Annotated in this window: 11 protein-coding genes and 2 pseudogenes; 11 read left to right on the top strand and 2 right to left on the bottom strand. The window is 67.6% G+C overall.

Translation table 11 applies throughout. The features are described 5' to 3' along the window. Window positions 1–120: 120 nt before the first annotated feature. Both ABTZ59_RS35750 and ABTZ59_RS35745 read left to right on the top strand, forming a co-directional pair. On the top strand, window positions 121–5,385 hold the full coding sequence (locus tag ABTZ59_RS35750; protein WP_351424923.1) for an AAA family ATPase: 5,265 nt from the start codon (window positions 121–123) through the stop codon (window positions 5,383–5,385). Further along, on the top strand, window positions 5,382–6,557 hold the full coding sequence (locus tag ABTZ59_RS35745; RefSeq protein ID WP_351424920.1) for a hypothetical protein: 1,176 nt from the start codon (window positions 5,382–5,384) through the stop codon (window positions 6,555–6,557). The genes ABTZ59_RS35750 and ABTZ59_RS35745 overlap by 4 nt, the downstream gene beginning before the upstream one ends. A 61-nt stretch (window positions 6,558–6,618) precedes the next feature. On the opposite strand, the pseudogene ABTZ59_RS35740 reads toward ABTZ59_RS35745, so the two are convergent. Continuing rightward, window positions 6,619–7,946, bottom strand: a pseudogene (locus ABTZ59_RS35740) (AAA domain-containing protein). 32 nt (window positions 7,947–7,978) lie between these two features. Further along, window positions 7,979–8,956, bottom strand: a complete 978-nt coding sequence (locus ABTZ59_RS35735; RefSeq protein WP_351424913.1) for a hypothetical protein — start codon at window positions 8,954–8,956, stop codon at window positions 7,979–7,981. 163 nt (window positions 8,957–9,119) lie between these two features. On the opposite strand from ABTZ59_RS35735, the gene istA reads away from it, so the two are divergent. The 9 genes and pseudogenes from istA to ABTZ59_RS35690 all read left to right on the top strand — a co-directional run bounded on the left by istA (window position 9,120) and on the right by ABTZ59_RS35690 (window position 20,252). Next, the gene (istA, locus tag ABTZ59_RS35730; protein WP_351424910.1) at window positions 9,120–10,775 is read left to right on the top strand and encodes an IS21 family transposase; all 1,656 of its coding nucleotides are present in this window, start codon (window positions 9,120–9,122) and stop codon (window positions 10,773–10,775) included. 12 nt (window positions 10,776–10,787) lie between these two features. Beyond that, window positions 10,788–11,581, top strand: a pseudogene (gene istB / locus ABTZ59_RS35725) (IS21-like element helper ATPase IstB). A gap of 610 nt (window positions 11,582–12,191) precedes the next feature. Beyond that, a complete protein-coding gene (locus ABTZ59_RS35720; protein WP_351424906.1) occupies window positions 12,192–12,359 on the top strand; it encodes a hypothetical protein in 168 nt (55 codons plus the stop codon). Beyond that, complete coding sequence (locus ABTZ59_RS35715) at window positions 12,356–14,005, top strand: UvrD-helicase domain-containing protein (RefSeq protein ID WP_351424902.1); 1,650 nt, start codon at window positions 12,356–12,358, stop codon at window positions 14,003–14,005. The genes ABTZ59_RS35720 and ABTZ59_RS35715 overlap by 4 nt, the downstream gene beginning before the upstream one ends. Beyond that, a complete protein-coding gene (locus ABTZ59_RS35710; RefSeq protein WP_351424927.1) occupies window positions 13,941–14,261 on the top strand; it encodes a 3'-5' exonuclease in 321 nt (106 codons plus the stop codon). The genes ABTZ59_RS35715 and ABTZ59_RS35710 overlap by 65 nt, the downstream gene beginning before the upstream one ends. 263 nt (window positions 14,262–14,524) lie before the next feature. Then, the gene (locus ABTZ59_RS35705) at window positions 14,525–15,412 is read left to right on the top strand and encodes a hypothetical protein (RefSeq protein ID WP_351424899.1); all 888 of its coding nucleotides are present in this window, start codon (window positions 14,525–14,527) and stop codon (window positions 15,410–15,412) included. Window positions 15,413–16,215: 803 nt separating this feature from the next. Beyond that, window positions 16,216–17,253: a helix-turn-helix transcriptional regulator gene (locus ABTZ59_RS35700; protein ID WP_351424895.1), complete on the top strand. Its 1,038-nt coding sequence runs from the start codon at window positions 16,216–16,218 to the stop codon at window positions 17,251–17,253. Between the two features lie 545 nt (window positions 17,254–17,798). Further along, window positions 17,799–18,113, top strand: a complete 315-nt coding sequence (locus ABTZ59_RS35695; RefSeq protein ID WP_351424892.1) for a hypothetical protein — start codon at window positions 17,799–17,801, stop codon at window positions 18,111–18,113. A 255-nt stretch (window positions 18,114–18,368) separates the two neighbouring features. Beyond that, window positions 18,369–20,252 carry a tetratricopeptide repeat protein gene (locus ABTZ59_RS35690; protein WP_351424891.1) on the top strand — a complete coding sequence of 628 codons (1,884 nt, stop codon included), beginning with the start codon at window positions 18,369–18,371 and terminating at the stop codon, window positions 20,250–20,252. Window positions 20,253–20,601 lie beyond the last annotated feature (349 nt).

The raw sequence follows: 20,601 nt of genomic DNA, 5'->3' as shown, positions 1-20,601 counted from the left end.
CTACGAGCGCAAAGCCGAACACTTCCTCGCCTTCACCAGCATCGCCTGCACCCTCATCTGCTACCGCAGATTCACCAAATGAGATGACGTCTAAGTGAGCAAGGCACGCTGGAGGTGAGCATGGGGCTGCGCCCGACACACCTTGGCTACGCTTACCAAGACCTGCTCACCGCGCTGCGGCTGGTGGACCTGGCGGTGGGACGTGCGAATTCCCTGCTGGTCGACACGAAGATGTTCACCGGGGACCGATTTGATGACATCACGTGCGAGTGGGGCACCGGCAGCCGCGAGCGGCTGCAGATCAAGCACACGGATCATGACCGCGCGTTGTCGCTGGAGAGTTTCACGAAGGACAAGCGAGGCCTACGCCTGGATCTGCTCTTCTCCTCCATGGACCACGACTTCACCTCGGATCCGGGTGCCTCGCATCGCCTCGTGGTGCGCGACATGGAGCCGGAGGATCCCGAGCTGACCCGGGTGCTGCGCCCGGTCCACGCGAGCACCGATCCCGGGCATGCACTGCACGGCTTGAGCAGCAAACGGTTCCGTTTCGACGCCGCTGCGCTGCGTGCACACGCTCCGTGGAAGGAGATGCTCGCCCAGGTCAGTGATGACCTGCTCAACCGCGCTTGCGCATCCCTGGTCGTCGACACGGATCTTCCGGCGTGTTCGCTCAACATTCGCGAGCCCGGGCCAGCCGAGGCGGCCTTGCTGCACCGCATCACCGAAGAACTCGGTGCCGGACGGCCGCCGAACCGGCACCGCACGCCCGAGGAGGTGGCGCTGGCCCTGATCGAGGCGGCCAAAGCGGCGCGCAGCCGGGCGGGGACCGTGATGGCCGAGGACCTGCTTCCTCGTCTGGGTCTGGAAGTCGACTTCGGAGCGGTCCGTGAGGGGCACCCCGTGGACCGTGCCACAGAGGTGAGACGTCCTACGGTACTCACGGGCGTGGTCGCGGCGGTGAAAGACGCTGCTCAGCAGGGGGGTGTCGTGGTGGTCACCGGTGCTCCCGGCATCGGCAAGTCGTGGTTGTGCGAGCAGCTCGGGGATGCGCTGCGGGAGACCTGGCTGGCGGTGCGGCATCACTGCTGGCTCGGCGCTGCGGACATCGACCGTGAGCAGCGTGTGCTGACCGAGGTCGTGATCGGCAGCCTGCTGAAGCAGCTGGGGACGGCCGTTCCGGAGGCGCTGGCGCAGGTCAGGCCACGCTACGCGGCCACGCCGGAGACGCTCACGGCCGCAGTCACTGCCGCGCGTGGCCTGGCACCGGACCGGCCGATCGCGCTGATCGTGGACGGTATCGACCATGTCAGCCGGGTTCTTGGATCCACCACCGGCAGCGCCTTTCGTCCGCGGGTGGACCCGGCGGCCTCTCTGGTCGCGGACCTCTCCGCCCTGGAACTGCCGCCCGGTGTCGTGCTCGTCCTGGCCAGTCAGCCCGGCCCTCACCTCGAGGCCGTCGACGACGGTGCCTCCCGCCTCACCGTTGCCCCGCTCAACCGCGCCGAACTGCATGCTCTGGCGGACCGCCTCGGCGTGTTGACGGCCTTGGCGTCCTCCTCTGCCGGCGAGGGGCTCGATCCCGCTGCGCGGGCGGAGGCCGCGGTCGCACTGATCGAGGAGCGCTCTCGAGGCAACGCCCTGTACGCCACGTATTTGTGCCGGCAGGCCGTTGGTCCTGCCCCGGGCCTGGGAACGGCGCTGGCGCCGGATGGTGCCGGCGATCCTCTGGAGAGGTTGCGGGCGGTGCCGTCGTCGGCGCATGACCTCGACGACTACTACGCTTATCTGCTGGCCGGTCTGACCCCCGGGCAGCGTTCTGCTGTCAGCATGCTCGCGGTCTGCGACTTCGCTGTGAGTGCGTCGGAGCTCGAGGAGATTTTCCCGCTGCCCGGAATGCAGCTCGGTGCCGCGCTGACCAGTGTGGCACCGATCGTCGCGCAGCAGCCGGGTATCGGCGGACTGAAGATCCATCATGAGAGCTTCAGCCGCTTCATCCGCCGGGTCGACGGTGACGACGTGTGGGTCGATCAGGTCCGGTCCCGGGCGGCCGATTGGTTGTCCCAGCGGGGCTTCTTCACCGATCCCCGCGCGTTCCGGCACCTGCCCGAACTGCTGGCCGCTCTGGGGCGCGATGACGAACTCGCTCTGCTAATCGAACCCGATTTCCTCTCCCGCGCGATTGCCGGGCTGCAGCCTCCTCAGGCCATCGTCCACACTCTGACCGTTGCCGCGCGGCGTGCGGCGGTCCGCAACGACTGGCCCACACTGGTGCGCTGCGTCGAACTGAGCCGGGCGCGGGCGACGTATGAGGACGAAGGCCTGCCGGGTTCCCTGGTGCCGTATGCGGATGTGCTGGTGGCGCTGGTGGGAGCCGACCGCGTGGCGGCAAGCCTGATGTACGAGGGTGTGACCACGATGGCGGCGCGGTGGGGCCTGCAGCTGTGTGCGGCGGTCGACCGGGCCGGCTGTGCCGCCCCGTGGGAGGCGTACCTGACGGCCTGGGACGAGGCACGCAAGGATGAGCGTGTCCACTACGGATCCGAGAACGATGAGTCGGTGTTCCTGGCGGAGTTGCGCGGACGGATCCGGTTGCCGGCCCGGGCTGCTGACGATGTCGAGCTCGGGCAGGTCCCGCGTACGCTCGCGCAGCGGGTGGCCCGGTTCCTCGACCAGGAGGCTCTGACGTCGCCTGAGGATGCGCTGGGTGTGCTGTTGGACTGTCTGGGCCCAGACCCGTTGCTCGAGAGCGCGGAGCTCATCGAGCAGCCCGACCGGCGCGCGGCCCTTTTGCTGCACCTTGCGGACGCCCATGGCACGGCGGGCGGCACGCTGCCGTCTGCCCGCGCGCTGGCCACCGCGGCCTGGGCCAGCGGGCCGTGCGACCCGCGGCGCCTGCTCCGCCATGGCGTGGCAGTGTCAGACCTTGCCGAGGAGATCTTTTCCGGGGACATCGCCGCGGTTCTCGCAAAAGCAACACAGGATGTACTGACCAACCGTGCCAGCGGCCTGTCCGGCCCGGTGAACAGGTGGCTGACACTGCTGGCCGTGGCCCATGCCGCCGATCCGCAGGCGCCCGCCCGACTGCTCCCCCTCCTGGACGGCAATGGCTTCTACCGTGCCTGGCTGCGCTTCACCCTTGCCACCCTCGGCCTGCACCGCGACATCGAGGCGGGCATCCTTACAGCCGAAACCGCGTCCGCGACCGTGCGTATGGCGCTCGAACAACTGGCCCAGCATGCACACGCGTTCACGGGCAGCCCCCGGGCCTGCGATCTTGCGGACATCCACCGGCAGGTGCAGCAGGTGCTGCACGACGCCGTCGCCCTGTTGCGCGGCGATGATGTCGCTGTGGGCATCGCTTTCCTGCAAGCCGTCAGCGAGGGCACCACCACCTCTCTCATGGGCATGGCCGGAACCGGCCCGCTGATCACCACGGAGCTGGTGTCCCTGCTCGCCGGGAGCGTCGGCCAGGCAGGGTCCGACGTCGTGCACGAGCTCATGCGCACGCTGCGCGGAGCGCAAGCCGAGCGCCGTGCGCTGTATGCGGAGGACGCCGACTTCGAGCTTGAGATGGCCCGTGTAAGTCTCGCCTGCGACGACCCGCACGAAGCGCAGCGATGCTGGGAGCGTGCCGCCCGCTACATGGGGGCATACGGCGGCCACAAGGACATCACCATCGAGGAACTGCTGGATCCGCTGCCTCAGCTCCTGCAGGCCGATCCCGTCCAGGCGCAGGTGCGTCTGGCGCATACGCAGCCTCTTGTCTATCTCGTCGCGGACTGCACCGACGGGCGGGGCACGGCGGGAACGCCGCAGGAATGGTGGCGTTCCCTTGCGCGCCTGGATCCGCGGGGTGCCGCGCAGTTGGGCGCCCAGGTGCTGCTGGCCGAGCCCGGGCTGCCCGATGGCCGGGTCGGCGCGGCCCACCAGCAGTTGCTCGCCACGCAGGCTGACACGGCCGACCCCGTCGTCCTGGCCGCGCTCCGCATCGCCGCTGGACCCGATGGCCGCAGCATCCAGCAGGACGTTGCTCTACTCACAAGGCTCGCTGACCTGCCCGGCGACGACGCGGCCCGCGCATCGCGTCTCCTGCCAGTGCTGGCCAATGCGATCACCTCCACCTACGACGACCAGACACTGATCGCCGCATCGCAGACTGCCGGGGACCAGCCCACTTCTGCGCTGCGCACAGCAGCACAGCGTTGTGACGGTGAGGGCGGCTCGCCCTGGGCGCCCCGCCCCGTGCCCAACAACACCTCACGTGACTGGTTCGGCCCCGAGAAGCGCCCCACCACAGACGCGTATCTGCACGCCCAGCAGCGCCCGACGCTGCCAGAAGGTGTTGCTGGCGCGCTTGCTGCGGTCCGTGACCGCAGCAGCAAGGCATACGATGCCCCCTCGGGCCCACGGTGGTCGAGGGATGCCCTGGCCAATGCGGTCGGGTGGCGACTCTTGGAGGTCATCGACGGTCAGGGAGCAGACGCAGCCGCCCAGTTCCTGCACCGGATCGCCGACGAGACGAACGCCTCCAACCCTCTTGAGCTACTGGCCGACCTCGCCGTGGGGCTCCGCTTGCGCCAGGACAGCGATCCTGGTGTCTTCGGCCCGCTCGCCGCTACGGCGGGCATGCTCGCCTACACCAAGATGCGAGGCGCTGGCGGATGGCGTTCCTTCGGCGGCAATGACCGGCTGGATCTGTGGCAGCAGGCGCACTCCGCGGACCCGGCCACCGCAGCCCGCAACCTCGCAGACCAGGTGGCCCACGCCGTGGCCGAGGCTTCCTACAGCCGCACTATCGGTGTCAGCCTGGCCCTGGTCTCGGCGTTCGCTGTTCAACCTCCGCTTACTTCGCCCCCGGCTGTCAGCGCATTCGCCTGCTGGGATGCGGCGTATGGCGTCATCGCCCACCGTCTGCCGGGCCGTGCCCGTCTCGGTCAGGGGGCCTACCACCCGGTGCCGGAGCAGGCGAACCAGCACGACATCGACATCGCGCTGTGCGAACTTGCGTTGGCCACGGTTGCCCTGCCCGAACGCGGCGACAAGCGCCGCGCCCTGATCGCAGCGACGATTCTGCTGGCCAGCCGTTCCGGCCAGGCGCAGGCAGCCCTGGCGCGCATCCTCTCCTTCGACCTCGGAGCCGGCCCCCTGACCTGGCTCCTGACCGTCCTACAAAGCCACCTGCCCGACGGACCCTTGGATGCCGCACTCCTCGAACAGCTTGTCACGCTGTGCGGCAGTGACGTGCTGTCCGTCCGTGCGGATGCGTCCGCCCTCCTGGCCCGCGCCGGTCATCAGGCGCCCGCACCTGCGGCAACGGCAGCACATCCGACACTCGCACGCGCCATCGCCGCCGTCCTCTCCCCCAGCGAGGAAGGCGCATGAACAACCCTCGGGAGTTCGCAACCCACCTCGTCGACCACTACCTGGGCGACCGCCTAAACGCCGCTGGCAGTCCGGCCGGGCTCCGCGAGACCGTCATCGACCTCGTGATCGATGCCCTTCCCGACGTCGAGACGCTCATGGGCATGCAGCTGGACCTTCTGACCAATGGACGCCGCAGCCAGCTTCCCGACGCCTACCTCGCCGACCAGGCCGCCGCCGAAGACTCCCTGCAGCGCGCTGCCGCCGGCCTGCGTGCCGCGCTTGCCCAAGCGGGACATCTCGGCAACGCCCAGAATTTCGAACGCGGCGCGGCCGCGCGACTGCGCGATGACCCCCGCGCGGCCCTGCGTGGCGAACTCGCCCGCATTCCCCGCCCTCTGACTCGGCCCGAGGCGCTGGTGTGGTCGCTCGATCCAGCACCCTGGTTCAGTGACAACCATCAAGCGGATAAGCCCTGGCCGCCTTCCGGCTTCGCTTCGGTCGCGGGCCTGCGGTCCCTGCCAGGAAACGCCATGGCCTTTGCTCGCGTGGGTGAAGGACCACACGAGGACTGGGTACAGATCGGCTTGTTCGAGCGGCAGCGCACTCCTGCACGCCGGTACCCGGGACAGCCCGCTCGCCAACTGCAGATCGCCGTTGGTCTGGAAGCCCTCGACGACGACCCGCCCCCCGGCACGCTGCCCGCCTCCCAGGCCCCCTGGCAGCTGTGGACTAGCCCATGGCGGCGCCTGGGACTCGGCCTTACGACCGAGTCAGCAGCCGAGCACATCAGCACCGCAGACCAGGCCTTGACGGCCCTCACCGACGCTGGAGTCACCGGCCTGATCGATACGCCTCGCCCTCGAACCCTGAGCGGCCTCGGCCTGCCCCTCTACGTACTCGCACCTGCGGCCAGCGTCGTGGCCGCACTCGGACTTGAACCCACAGAGGGCATCTGCGGGTTCAGCCTCAGCGACGCCACCGGTGAGGCACTGATCTGCCGCCAGTGGCACGGTCACCTCGTCCACGACGGAAACTACGAACCGCTCCTGCCCGCGGTCGCGGGAGCTGATCTGCTCATCCGGCCCGATCTGTTCGCCCGGCTGCACCACATGATCGGCGCCGCCCGCTGCCGAGCCGGCGTCAGTGTCCACCACATGTCAGCTGACGACACCCTCGACGACGAGGACTGAGGGCCCCGCCGACGACGCTCCCATCAACCCGCCTTCATGTGGCGGGCGTGCTGCGGCCAGCTCATCCGCGGCGGCGGCCAGGCTGTGCCTGGGCGTCGACGGTGTGCTCGGCCAGGTGAGCGAGGACGGCGTGGTTGGCCTCCCAGCCATCGGCAACCTTGGAGGCAGCTCCGGGGTGCACAGGGTCGTTGGAGGGGTGGGCATCGAGGAGTTCGGCGATGCCGGCACGGGCCACGACGATGCAGGCGTGGCGGTGTCGTGAGGTGAGGACGCACAGGCGGCCGGCTTCCAGGTGGAAGGCGGAGGCGTCGCCGCGCCCGGAGAGGGGATGCAGGACGATGGTGACGCGGAATTCACAGCCTTGGAGTCGGTTGGCGGTATCGACGGTGATGCCGTGCAGTTGGCGGTACTGGCGTGCCAGAAGAGCGCGGATGTGGTGGGCCTGGCTGCGGTGGGCGGTGCCGATGGCAATGTCACCGGGCAGCAGGACGTGGCCTTCGGGAATTTCCTCGCAGGTGGTGACGGCCTGGCGGACCAGCAGCCGCTCTGCGATCCCGAGGGCGGCCTGAAAAGCTTCGATGTCGTGCGGGCCGGTGATGCGGGCCGGCGGCTCGAACAGTGCCCATCCGGTTCGGGCGGCGTGTTCGATGACCTCGTCGCTGGGGGTACGCATGCCGCGGATAGAGAACGTGAGGGTGCGGTCAGCTGCACGGCTTCCGGCGTGAAAGGGCGTGAAGGGGTAGAAGGCGTCGCTGATCAGGGGGACAGCTGAGGGCGGCAGGCGCCAGGACACGGGCAGGGAGTGAACGGGCAAGTCGCGGTTGTTGGCGAGCACGACGGCGACCGCGCTGTTCATGGGGTCATGGGACAGGCCTTGAAAGCGGTCGGTTGCGACCGCGGAGAAGGGTTCGAGTTGACCGGGATCTCCGACGAAGAGTACCCGGTCAAAGAGGCTGGCGTTCCACAAAAGCATGTCGGAGCGCATCTGGTAGGCCTCGTCAATGATCGCCCATGGCCATCGGCGGTCAGTGACCGTGGCCCATTTCATGGCAGTTCCCACGATGACGTCGGCCGTCTTTTCTAGGGCTTCGATGCGGGTGCCGATACGGACGCCGGGATGTGCCTGCAGGTCGTGCGGGACTGTGTGTTCCGTTGCGGTGAGCCGGGCGGTGCGCAGATGCGGGTGGTGCCGGGCGAATCGCCGCACGAGATGGTCGACCTGACTGTTGGTCTGGGCAATGACGGCGCAGGGGCGCTGGACTGCGCGAGGGCGTCGGCGGCTCGGGCGACCAGGGTGGATTTTCCGGCGCCTGGCGGGGAGTCCACGACGATTCCGCGGTGGGTGAGCGTGGGCAGCTGCTCCAGGATGGCGCGGGCGGCCTGGTCCATCTGCTGCTGCGGCGATGGCTGGATGGGAGATGTCACTGTTCTTCCTCGCCCTCGCCCTTGTCCTCGTCCTCGTTGCTGTGGTCCGGATGGTCAGCGGGAGGGCCGCCGTGGGTCCATGGTGTCTGGTCCCGTGAGGGAAGTTCCGGCATCTGGTAGGGGTCCGGTGCGACCGTGAACACGAGGAAGGCACCGGCTTCGGGCAGGACGTCGTAGTTGGGACGGTCGGCGTGGCCCATGCCCGCGGTGATCTCGAGTTCGACGAGAGTGTCGCCGTCGGAGAAAGTGATCTCGCAGATCTTGCAACCGGCCCTGCGGTAGGCGTGGCAGGCCAGGAGCTGGCCGGGTTCCATGCGCAACTGGTCCGTGGTGGACACGGTGAGCCGGGGTCGCCATTGTGGCCGTCCGGTGGGCCCGCGAAGGGTGTGCTGCGAGTCGACAGCGGTGACGGTTCCGCCGAAGGCTGCGCCGGTGGTGCGCAGTTCTGCTCGTACGAAGGGGTCGTCGGCGGCGCGCTCTGCCGCAAAGGCTGCGGCTGCATGTTCCATGACAGTCAGGTGGACAGCGGCGGCGACGGCTTGGTCGCGGGCTGGCCGAGGACGCCCGTCTTGGGCCAGGTAGATGCATTCCTTGGTGAATGCGGTGCGTTCGTGGTCCCAGCGGCGGGTGCTGCCCTTGGCTTCGGGGAGGGCCTGCAGCAGTGCGTAGGCGTGCCACATCAGGTCCCAGGTGGGTTGCATGTATGCGGCCAGTAAGCGTTCGAGTTCTGCCAGAGGGCGGGACTGGTCTCGTCCTTGGGCCCGTGCACGGGCGTGGGCGTTGAACAGGGGCGCCAGATGGTCGTTGTCGAAGGCGGGGTCGGTGGCTGGACCTGCCAGGCGGCGGGGGGCTGAGTCCTCTGCCCTGAGTGCGGCGTCGCGTCCCGAGGCTGTATGGCGGGGTGGGTCAATCCAGGCCAGCAGGGTGGCGAGGTCGTCGTCCTCGAGAGGGCTCTGGCCGGTGACCCAGTGCATGCCGAGGAAGCGGGTCAGAGGGATAAGGGCAGCTGAGCCGGGAAGGTCGTGGCTTTGCCGGCGAGTTACGAGAGCGCCTGTTGCTCAGCGGCGAGAGCGCCCTCGTTCACGGGAGAGTGATGTCGCTGAGTTTTGAGAGCACCTGGATGCTTGCTTCGGGACCATGGTTGTGCTCTGCACGACGAGGGGGCCCGAGGTGCTGCCGAAGTCCAAGGTCGATCTGTACGCGGCGATCCGCCGTGATTCGCGTCAGGGCCTGTCGAACCGCGCTCTCCAGCGGAAGTACGGCGTCGGGTTCCTGACGGTGCAGAAGGCGTTGGCGTCGGCGTGGCCGGAGCCGAGGAAGCAGCTGCCACCGAGGGTGACCCGGCTGGATCCGTTCAAGCCACTCATCGACGAAATGCTGCGGGCGGATCTGGACGCACCGCGCAAGCAGCGGCACACCGTGAAACGGATCTTCGAACGGCTGCTGGATGAGCATGGCGCGAACGAGATCTCTTACCAGATGGTCCGCGGCTACGTTGCTGGCCGCCATGAGGAGATCCGGGTCCAGGCTGGCCAGGGTGTGGTGGAGGCGTTCGTCCCGCAAACCCACAGGCCCGGGGCCGAGGCGAAGGTCGACTTCGGGGACGTGACGGTGCGGCTGGCCGGCGAGGTGGTGACCTGCTACCTGTTCGCGTTCCGTATGTCCTACTCGGGGAAGGCGGTGCATCGGATCTTCGCGTCGGCCGGGCAGGAGGCGTTCTTCGAGGGCCACGTCCACGCTCTCAACGTGCTGGGCGGAATGCCGACCGGGAAGGTCCCCTACGACAACCTTAGAGCCGCGGTCGCCCGTGTTCTGGGCTTCTCCCGGCAGCGGGTGGAGGCCGAGCGGCGGACCGCGTTCCGCTCGCACTATGGCCTGGAAGCTCTCTACTGTCAGCCGGGAATCCGCGGCGCCCACGAGAAGGGCGGGGTCGAGGGCCAGATCGGTTGGTTCCGCCGCAACCACCTTGTCCCGGTCCCGGAGGTCGACTCCCTCGCCGAGCTCAACGCCATGATCGAGCGATGGGACGAGGCGGACAACGCCCGACGGATCCGGTCGAGGCCACGCACGATCGGCGAGTACTTCGCCTTCGAACAACCGCTACTGACACCGCTGCCGGACGAACCGTTCGAGACGGGCCGGCTTTTTACCCTGCGAGTCGACCGCTACAGCCAGATCAGCGTCCGGACTAACCGCTACTCGGTGCCGGTCAGGCTGATCGGCCGGAATGTCCGAGCGATGCTGCATGCGTCCGATCTGGTGGTCTACGAAGGTCGCGAGGAGGTCGCCCGGCATGAGCGGCTGATCGCCAAGGGTGGCACCCGGCTTGAGCTGGACCACTACCTGGAGGCCCTCGTGCGCAAGCCCGGTGCTCTGCCAGACGCGACCGCACTCGAACAGGCCCGATCCGCAGGCCGGTTCACCCCCGTCCACGACGCCTGGTGGGCAGCAGCCGTCCAGGCCCGCGGCGAACGGGACGGCACCCGCGCACTCATCGAAGTCCTTCTTCTTGGCCGCCATCTGCCTCACGAACACCTGGTCACCGGCCTCGCGGCGGCCCTGAAAACGGGCGCTCTGACTGCGGACGCCGTCGCGCTTGAGGCCCGGAAGGCTGCGGAGGAAGACAGCAGCACCCCCGCGGAACCTTCACCGCCAACGGGCGACCGGTCGAAGGTCACGTCCTTGACCTCACGCCGGTTGGCCCACCTGCCTGCCGACAAGCGGCCGCTTCCCTCGGTCGCCCACTACGACCAGCTGCTGCGACTGCGCCGACCGGACCACCCAACCCCCTGAAGGAGAACGACCGTGATCATTCCCCGCCAGCGAGGACTAACCGAGCAGGCCGCCACTGCCGCCGTCGACCAGGCATGCCGAATGCTGCGGCTGCCGACCATCCGATCCCAGTTCCCAGAACTTGCCGAGACCGCTGGCCGCGAGCAGATGTCCTACCTCGGCTTCCTCTCCGAACTCCTCCTGGCCGAGTGCGACGACCGAGCCCGACGCCGCTCCGAGCGGCGGATCAAGGCCGCCGGGTTTCCCCGCGACAAGTCGCTCCGCAAGTTCGACTTCGACGCGAACCCGAACATCGACGCCGCCTTGATCCACACCCTCGCCAAGTGCGATTGGATCGAGAAGAGCCTGCCGCTCTGCCTCATCGGCGACTCCGGCACCGGCAAGTCCCACCTGCTGATCGCACTCGGCACCGAAGCCGCCATGGCCGGCTACCGGGTCAAGTACGTTCTCGCGACCAAGCTCGTCAACGAGCTCGTCGAGGCCGCCGACGAGAAGCAGCTGACCAAGACCATCGCCCGCTACGGACGCGTTGATCTTTTGTGCATTGATGAGCTCGGCTACATGGAGCTCGACCGGCGGGCGCCGAGCTCCTCTTCCAGGTCCTGACGGAGCGGGAGGAGAAGAACAGCGTCGCCATCGCTTCGAACGAGTCGTTCTCTGGCTGGACCAAGACCTTCACCGACCCCCGTCTCTGCGCGGCCATCGTCGACCGTCTCACCTTCGGCGGCAACATCATCGAGACCGGCACGGACTCCTACCGCCTCGCCACCACCCGCGCCCGCGCCGAGCAGCAGGCTGCCAGCTGAGCGCTGAGCGGCGAGGAACCACCCGACCCTCAGTTCTCCATGAATCGCTGGCGCCAATACCCACAAGCGCTGAACGGAGTTGCCAGCATGAGGTGGGAGCTGAGGGAGGCGGCCCTGCGTTCGAACTCGGCGTCCAACCTGGCAACGAGCCTGCCGAGGTCGGTCCGAGCACCACGGGGAAGCCACAGCAGCACGTCCTCCAGACGGTCGCGGGCCACCAGAGGATCGCAGCAGTCGCAGCCCATCACCGGATCTGACAGCACGCGCCCTGGTTGCCCCAGATACCGCCGGCACTCTGCCAGGGCAGCGGCCACAGCCCCCGGCCACAGACGCTCTTCTTCCAACTTCCGGACCGCTACGCGAGTTGCCGCAGATACACCGCGGATCCGGCGAACGGGGACACCTTTTATGGGCTGCCAACGCTCCGCGCGCAGCCCCTTCGGACGCCTACGCGGCATCGGCCTTTCGGGTCAACATGCCCGTCATCTTGTCACGGTCCGTACTACCGCGCACGCGATCACCGCGAGCCCGCGCCGCTGCGAGTGCTCTTACTTCTCGCCGATATCCCTGCACTCTCTGGACGACGAGTGATGCTGGAAGTCACCAACATGTGCTCTCGCTCAAGACCTACGCAGCCAGCTACCTGTTCCTGTTCCGGTCGAAGCCGAGCACCCATCTGAGCGCGCTCGGCCGCCTCGGCGACGAAAAGATCAGAGAAAATACGCCGGAGGTCCTCATGGCCCTCGTGGAGCACATCCGCAGGAGAGTCTCGCTGTGAACGCCCCCGCCCCCTTTGCCCCGACACGCCCGCCGGGCACAGGCCCGAGCGCTCTGGTCTCGGCGGAGCACTGGCGCCCGGCCGGCATCGACGATCTAGAGCCGGCCGCGTGGGACGCTCTGCGGGACATCGGGAACGTGGCAGTCGTGGCCGGGCCGGGCGCGGGCAAGACGGAGTTCCTCGCTCAGCGCGCCGCGTACCTCCTGCAGACCGGGCTCTGCCCGTGGCCCCAGCACATTCTGGCGATCTCCTTCAAGCGGGATGCCACTGCCAACCTCGGCCGCCGAGTCGCCGCCCGCGTACCGGAGCACGCGAGCCGTTTCGCGTCGATGACCTTCGATGCGTTCACCAAGACACTGGTGGATCGGTTCGCACCCGCCCTGCCGCCGGACTGGCGTATGACTGACGGGTACGACGTCAGCTTCGCCACCAACGCGGAGGTGGAAGTGTTCCTCGGCGACATCGCGCTGGCGGCCCCCGAGGCGTTGCGCCGGCGGGTCAGCACGTTCCAACCGAGCCGTTTCCTCTCCGGCATCGTCGGCCATTATCGCCTGCCGGAGACCGTACCTGCCGACAACGAGGTCGACGCCGTGTCGTACGCAGTCCGCGAGTGGTGGCGCGCCCACTACCTCCGTCCGGGACCGGCGCAGCTCGACTTCGTCATGCTCAACCGGCTCGCCGAGCTGCTCGTCCGGACGGTGCCGCAGCTCAGGCGCGCCCTGCGCATGACCCATCCCATGGTTTTCGTCGACGAATTCCAGGACACGACCAGCGCCCAGTTCTCCTTCCTCACCTCCGTGTTCGGCGAGGAGACGGCGGTCACCGCGGTCGGGGACAGCAAGCAGCGGATCATGGGATGGGCTGGCGCTCTGCCCGAATCCGTCAAGCGCTTCACCGACACGTTCAACGCCACTCCTTATACGCTGACGTGGAACTTCCGCTCCAGCGATGCCCTCGTGGAACTGCAGCACATCATCGCCGGCAAACTGGACCCGGCCACGGTGCGGGCCACTTCCAAGCCCACCGCCGAGGGCGGGCACATGCCCGCCGCGCTGTGGACCTTCGCCAGCGCCAGCCGGGAAGCAGGATTCATCGCCGACTGGATCGCCCAGGACATCTCCGCCTCGGACCGTGTTCCCTCGGATTTTGCGCTCATCGCGCGACAGAAGATCCAAGACTTCGAGCCGCAGTTCCGTGCCCGCCTTGCCGCCCACGGCATCAGGGTCCGCAACGACGAAGCCCGGGTGGGCAAGATGACCCTGCAGGACCTCCTCAAGAGCGAGACCGCCCGCCTCCTACTGGGTCTGCTCCGCCTGGCCAACGAACCCCACGACATCCCCAAGGTCTGGCGGGACGTGTCGAGGGCCATGGAACGCGTCCACGGAGCGACCGACGACGAGACAGCCCAGCAGCGTGTCGGCGAAGACCTGGCCAACCTGACCACCCAGCTGCGAGCCTGGCTTCAGGCCCATCCACCAGCGACCACGGCGGCCGCCGCCACCGTCGAGCGTGCGCCGCTACGTGAAATCGGCGGCGCCCGGGGAAGACTTCGATGTCGTCACCGGCGCGTTCAAGGCGCGCCTGAGGGCATCCGCCGACGGGGCCGCGGAGTGGAGGGATGTCCTCGACGAGTTCGAGTGTGCTGATGCCGTCGTCCTGCTCACCGCTCATCGGAGCAAGGGACTCGAGTACCACACCGTGTTCTTCCTCGGCATCCACGAAAGACAATGGTGGGCCTACAAGAACGACCCGCGCGAGGGAACATCGACCTTCTTCGTAGGCTTGTCCAGGGCGGCTCACCGTCTGATCTTCACCACGGACCAGACGGACCGTACCGGCCCCATCGCCGACCTCTTCACGATGCTCGCAGAGGCGGGCGTGCCCGAGATCAACCACAGGTAACGACGACTTCCCGCTTCGCCGTAGTCCGGGAGGGCAAGAGAGGAGCCGCCAGTGGACGGTGCGTGTCGCTGACGGCGGGCCTGGGCCGTGCGGTGGTAGCGTCCGTGCACCGGTCTGCGAAGGACTGGACCGTGTGCCGGAGACATCCCGGATTCTCCATGGCACCGACAGAGGGTGTGGGGCACCCACTTCGCACTTTCTATTGCTCCTTGACGCGCATCGCGTGGTGATCCAGTCGGCCGGGCGGCACCGAAGGACTCACCGTGCCCTCCTCGTTCCGCAGTCAGGCCGCCCACCTCCGCGCCGCCTACACCAGGGAAACCCACTCACTCGCCGCCCCTGGCATCGCCCGCCGCGGTATCAACACCCCCTTCCCCGGCAGCGGTCTGGGGCTCGACGTCCGCACGGCGCCGCAGCGCCGACTGCGCGCGCTGCTCGCACTGGGCCTGCTCAACCACGGCCCGGCCAGTGCGTGGCCGCGCCACGTCAGCCTCGCCGACATCACCCGCTACACCCTTGTCGTCTCACCCCGCCACAAGGACCTGGTGATCACCGCCGGAGCCCCTTACAACGTGGCTTGCTGGCTGGTCGGCCGCGACAAACGGCCGCAGATCGGACTGCCGGGACTACGGGTGGAAGCCTCGTACGAGGAAGGGTGGCGTCTGCGCCACCTGCCCACCGGCGCCATCATGACCGTGACCGGCGACCGGCACGGCCGGCTGAAAGGACCCGCCGTCCTGGACAGCAACTACGTCGGCCTCTGGACGGTAGATGTGCCCCTCAGCGACGAGGAGCACGCCGTCCTGAACGCGCTCCCCCTGCTGGACACCGATACCGAAACCCTGCTCGCCGCCCTCGCCGTGCGGTTGTGCACCCACGCCCCGAACGGCATCTGGGACATCGGCATGTGGTTCTACGACCGCACCGACCGGCCCGAACGCGGACACGCCCACCGCCGCCGACTGTCAGTCGAAAACAGTCGGTGCGCCCTGCACTGGGACTCCGCCCCGCACCCCGAAGACCTCTGTGCCGCCCTCACCGACCCCGTGATCGGACTCGCAGGCGCCGCCGCCCAGGCGACCTCCGACGGATGGCTCCTGCACTACAACCGCTCCAGCCTCGCCGCTCACCCCGTCGCATACAGGCATTGACGGAGCAACGAGGACTGTGCCTCCCTGCCCTGCACGGCAGCAGCGTGCGCGAGATCGTCGTCCTGAAGGAGTTCACTGGCCATCCCCTAACGCCTCGCCTCGGGATTCGTCTCAATCGCCGCCCAGGCTCCGCCGCTCGACAGAGGGATCCCAACGCGTCTGCGTCGCAATCTGCCCCCATACGCTGGTGCAGCTCAGCAACTCTGGAAAGGAAGCTTCCTCCAGCGCGTCCGCTGAGCGGCGCGGTACCAGTCGGGAAGTACGCACGGATCCTCATGACCGAGCCGCGCTGCAAGCTCTCTCGGCCATCAACGCCCCCGCCTGCGCTGCAGGCACCGAGAGCCTTCAACACCGCGGCTGTCGACATCACTACCGGCGACCCCCCGTCCTTACATCCGTGTTGCCGCGCTCCTCTGCCCTCCCGCCCCGGTCAGGGATCATTGCAGGCAACTGACGCTCCGCCCCTCTGCTGGCCGGCTGGCAGGGGGCCCTGCCGAACACCCTCAATCTCCGACTGCTTCCCGTGCCCCCAGCTTCGGACGGGGTGTCCACACATGCTGCCGACATACGGCAACAAGCGGCGCTGAAGATCACTCACCATCCAGCCGGAGATCATTTCCCGATGGCGGCCAGGGCGGCCCCCGTTGCTTCACCCGGGGCCGAAGCGCGCCCCGAATCGAACAGGTGCAAGCCCACTCCGCCGCGCGTGTCACGACCAGCCCACTCCTACCGGAAGTCAAATGAGCACTCAATGAGTGCTAATGTGAGAGGAGGTTGTCTGTCAGACACTCGAAGGGGTGAGCATGGCCAAGGAGTCGGTGAACAACGCGGTGAAACTGCGTCGCGCCGAGCTGAACCTCACACAGCAGGAAGCGGCTCAACGCGCTGACACATCTCTGGCGACCTGGCGTCGCTTCGAGAACAACGCAGGCGCCGGACCGCTGGACGGGTTCCGAGCGGACAACCTGCAAGGATTCGCCCGGGCACTGAAGCTCAGCGTCACAGCGCTGAGGCAACTGGTCGGCGCCGAGGCCACTCCGGGCACCGAAGCACCCATCGAGATCGACCAGCCTGCCAGCGATATCGTGCAGTTGTTCAACAGGTCTTTCACAGGCGACCCGCTCACCCCGGTAGACGCCATGGCCCTAGCCAACACTGTCGACTTCTCCGATTTCGCCCCCACCCGGGACGGCAAGCTGCACCTGGACGCCTCGTTCAGCTACGAGTTCGCCGCTTACCTGAAAGGCGAGGCGACGATCCGGGACGTCGGCCTGCTGCGCGACCTGCCCGAACTGGCTCTTATCCAGGTCAACAACCACTGGCTGGTGCGCATGGGCGAGCGCATCATGCGGATCGGCAGCGAACTGGGGAAAGGGCGTGTTCCGCGCCCTCAGTGCCTCGCCGACGAGTACGCCCTGTGGATCGTCATCCAGAACACCGACCCGCCCCAGATCGGAGACGTCCTCGACATTTTCCCCGGACTTCGGGATGCGGATGCCGTGTTCGGCTACGACCCCGACGTCGATGAACCCGACGACGAAAGCATGATCCGGGAGGACTGGATGAACCGCATGGCCGGCGGTCTCCTCCCGCCGGACGAGAGTCACAGCCACCGGCGTTATGACCTGACTCTCATGGAGGTATACGGACAAGGCATCTACGACCCAGGCGACCCGCGTCACCCTCTCCGATGGTTCGACCGGGATGACCTGCGCGAACGGTGCAAATCCGAGCTGGCCTTCGTCAGACTGCCGAAAGAGGAACAGGAGACACGGACCGCCGAAGCGCTCGATCGCATGTGGGAGTCACTGCGTCCGGGAACAGCTGACAACTCCCTCTGACCACAGAGGATCACCTCGGCGAGGGCCAGGCGCAAGCGCTTCCAGCTGATTCCGTCCCGGAGGCCAAGAGGAACGGGCGGTCGACCAGGTGCTCGGCCTACTCGCCCAAGAGGTCCGGCCAGGCTGCAGCCTGACCGGAGCGGAAAAAGAACCCGTCGGCGCACGGGGCAACCCAACCGGCCAGCTTCCCCGCCTCTTTCTCACCCCGAGTGCTGTAGCGCGGCCAGTTCCAGGACCCGTGTCGCGCGGCTGGGATTCGGATGTGTCACGCGCTGACCTTACGGCGGAGGTTGCGGAGCGATGGGCGGCGAGCCTTGAATACAGCCGGATCGTGGCTGGGGAGCCGGTACATCGGGGCGGCCCGCCGAACCTGGTGGACCGCCCTTGTGGGCATCCCTCTGACCGGGGGCACTGGAACTGTTGCGAGCGCATCAACCGTCCTTACTTCGTACGTGCCGGTTGGCTGGTGTTGGAAAGTGTCGGAGCTGCGAGAGGAAGGGCAGAACATGACGGGTGGGCGGAGAGCCGCGGCGACGGTTACCGCCGTGTTGGTGATCGTTTCGACCCCGGTTTTCTGGCTGTTCGACGGGCCGGATACCGGGCAGCTGGTGGGTGCCTCGGTCCAAGCCGCCACGGGGGTGGGTGCTTTGGTGTGGGCCTGGATCCAGCCTGCCACCGAGGCACGAGACAGCGCCGTGCGGACGGGGCTGGCTGAGGCGAGTAACGGCGGGAAGGCCCATACCGGCATTCGCCGTCGTGATGCTGGCGGCAGCGAGGCGGCTCGTGTTCAGCAGAGCGGGAATGCGGTCGCCCGCGGGCGAGGAAGCAGTGCCGGCACCGGCATCGATTACACCGGCTAGGACTGCTGTGGTTGCCGACGGGGGACGGCGGGAGGGCCGATGAAACGATTTCGGATGAGACGTTCGTCGAGTGTCCGGAAGGGCTCGGACGAAACGGTGCCGACGGTCAGCTCCAGTGACAGCGGTGATGCCACTGCAGTGGATGGTGGCGATGCTCTGAGCAGTTACCGGGGTTCGGGGCGTCAGGCATTGGCGGGTAGCGGCGCTGTTCAGGTAAAACGGTCGGGTGACGCGGTCGCCTCAGGTGACCATGCGGTGGCCATCAGCGGCCATGTCAGCCAGATGCTGCTCTCCGCTCCGCCGCCGAGCAGGCCGTCGTGGCCCATCCGGTTGGGCTCGGTGCCGGTACTGGCGTCCGCGTTCCAGGCCCGGTCTGCAGTGCGGGACCGGATTAACCGTGCCAGAGACGGTCATGCCACGGTAGTGCTGGCCCAGGTGCTGTCCGGCGGCGGGGGCGTGGGCAAGACCCAACTCGCCGCCGCCTACGCCCATCGGGCGTTGGTGGACGGCATCGACCTGGTGGTGTGGGTCGACGCCAGTGACATCGAGCAGGTCCTCGCGCGCTATGCCCACGCCGCGCATGCCGTGGAGGCAGCTTCCGAGCGTCTTCTCGGCAGGAGTGCCGAGTCCGACGCCGGGCTGTTCCTTCAGTGGCTGGCAACCACCCGGCGCTCATGGCTGATCGTTCTCGACGACCTCACCGACCCAAAGGCAATGCAGGCGTGGTGGCCGCCCTCCTCCGTTTTCGGTTCCGGCCGCGTCGTGGCAACGACCCGCCGGCACGACGCGATGCTGTCCGGCGGTGGCCGAGCTGTGGTGGATATCGACACATACAGCACCCAGGAAGCCGAAGCCTATCTGCAAGAGCGGCTCAGCTCGGCGCATGCGGATCATCTCCTGGACGCACAAGCCGCCCCACTGGCCGAAACGCTGGGCTTCTTGCCGCTGGCGCTGTCGCACGCCGCCGCCTTCATGGTCAACGAGGACGTTCCGTGCGCGGAGTATCTGCGCCGCTTCAACAACAGTGCCGCCCGACTGGACGATCTGTTACCGCGCGAGGCGGACACCGAGGGGTACGGACGGCAGGTGGCCGCAGCCCTCTTGCTCTCGTTGGATGTCGCGCAGGCAAGCGAGCCTGCTGGTCTGGCCGTTCCCGTCATGCGTCTGGCCGCCGCCCTGGACCCGGCCGGGCACCCCCGTTCCGTGTGGGCCAGCGACGCAGTCACTCACTACCTCAGCACTCAGCGCACCATGCCCCCGGACTGTGCTCCCACGGCCACCGGTCCCGGCCAGGCCCAGGCAGCACTACGACTCCTGCACCGCTACGGTCTGCTCACTGATCACGCGCAGGCCGGCTCCCGGGCGGTGCAGCTGCACGCCCTGACAGCACGCGCCGTGCGTGAGTCCACCCCCAATGCCACAGTGCCAGAGGTGGTTAAGGCCGCTGCTGGCGCGTTGACAGAGCTGTGCGACACGGTCCGTTGGGGCGAGTATGAGGCGATGGCCGCGCTGCTCGCCAACATCGACAGCCTCGACCAATGCGCAGGGCATCTGCTGTGGCAGGTCGACGGTCACTACGTCCTGCGCTGGGCCGGGCGCCGTATGGCCTCGGATACGGCGGTGCCCTACTGGCGGCAGCTGGTCGGCACCAGTGAACGTCACTTGGGCCGGACTCATCCCCTGACAATCGTTGCGCGGCGTGATCTCGCTTGGGCCTGCTTCCTCGGCCACCGAGAAAAGGAGGCCTTCGCCGTGCTACAGGAAGACTTCCCCTATCAGGACAGCCAACTGGTTCTTAAAAGGCCAGGGAACGCTGCGGCTGATCCGGAGGCCGTCAGCGCCGTTGCGTTGCTGGAAGACACCGCCACCGTTCGTCAACGGCTGTTGGGCAGCGCGGACCCGGCAACCCTAGCGGGCCAATCCAAGCTCGCCCTGCTGTACTGGTCCCAGGGCAACAAAGCGAGGGCCGTCACTCTGCTGGAGGGTTCCCTCGCTGGCTACCAGGCGACGTTCGGCCCCCGCCACCCGTACACGATCTCGGTGGACAACCGGCTGCGCAGTTGGCGAGAGCAGCACAAGAGGCGCTGGTGGAAACGCACACCCGGCCCGTCCACGGCGTTCCCCGAGCTACGACCGTGATCAGATTTCAGGCCCCTCCCTCAACGCCGCCACGGTAGGCGTTCCCACTACATCTGCGGCAGTCTCAGCCAACCTGCAGGATCGCAGGCCCAACAGCACGCCGCGCTACAGGCGCCGCGAGACTTCAACGCTGGTGCTCCTTGACCATCACTACCGGCGGCCCGTTACCCCTGGGCAACCAACGCTCCTGCTGAGCAGACCCCCGGAACCATCGCACAAACCGCAGGTCAAACCAACTCGCAGAGGCCCACCCTCAACCCGACACCAACCCTACTTACCGGTAACTTCTTCTGGACTCCGCTCTCCAAGACTGAGCAACTCCCTAGTCAGCACGTAAGAACTGCTCATC

It is taken from the genome of Streptomyces sp. NPDC094034 (assembly GCF_040303865.1).
GTDB lineage: Bacteria > Actinomycetota > Actinomycetes > Streptomycetales > Streptomycetaceae > Streptomyces.
This window is presented reverse-complemented; position numbering and strand designations above follow the sequence as displayed.

Coding starts and splice junctions, on each gene's coding strand:
- ABTZ59_RS35745 (WP_351424920.1), top strand. CDS start 5,382: ATGAACAACCCTCGGGAGTTCGCAACCCACCTCGTCGACCACTACCTG.
- ABTZ59_RS35750 (WP_351424923.1), top strand. CDS start 121: ATGGGGCTGCGCCCGACACACCTTGGCTACGCTTACCAAGACCTGCTC.
- ABTZ59_RS35700 (WP_351424895.1), top strand. CDS start 16,216: ATGGCCAAGGAGTCGGTGAACAACGCGGTGAAACTGCGTCGCGCCGAG.
- ABTZ59_RS35735 (WP_351424913.1), bottom strand. CDS start 8,956: ATGCACTGGGTCACCGGCCAGAGCCCTCTCGAGGACGACGACCTCGCC.
- istA (WP_351424910.1), top strand. CDS start 9,120: ATGGTTGTGCTCTGCACGACGAGGGGGCCCGAGGTGCTGCCGAAGTCC.